The 357-nt window shown below is 67.5% G+C and carries 1 pseudogene; it reads left to right on the top strand.

Going from position 1 to position 357, the window contains the following annotated elements:
* Positions 1 to 357 (top strand): annotated as a pseudogene (locus SB751_RS28675) (23S rRNA (uracil(1939)-C(5))-methyltransferase); the annotation flags it as partial.

The raw sequence follows: 357 nt of genomic DNA, 5'->3' as shown, positions 1-357 counted from the left end.
GCTACCGCGCGCGCCTGACCGTGCGCAACGTCGCGAAGAAGGGCGGCGTCCTGGTGGGCTTCCACGAAAAGAAGAGCAGCTACGTTGCCGACATGACGAGCTGCGAAGTGCTGCCGCCGCACGTGTCGGCAATGCTGGTGCCGTTGCGCCGGCTGGTCGAGGGGCTGTCGATTCGCGACCGGATGCCGCAGATCGAACTCGCGGTCGGTTCGCAAGTCACGGCGCTGGTGCTGCGCGTGCTGGAGCCGATCAATGCGGACGACGAAGCGCTGCTGCGCGCGTTCGCGGACGAGCACAACGTGCAGTTCTGGCTGCAGCCGAAGGGCCCCGACACGGTCGCGCCGTTCTATCCGCTCG

It is taken from the genome of Cupriavidus sp. SIMBA_020 (assembly GCF_046535395.1).
Classification (GTDB): Bacteria; Pseudomonadota; Gammaproteobacteria; order Burkholderiales; family Burkholderiaceae; genus Cupriavidus; species Cupriavidus campinensis.
Note: the sequence above shows the minus strand (reverse complement) of the source record. Positions and strands in the feature narration are given on the sequence as shown.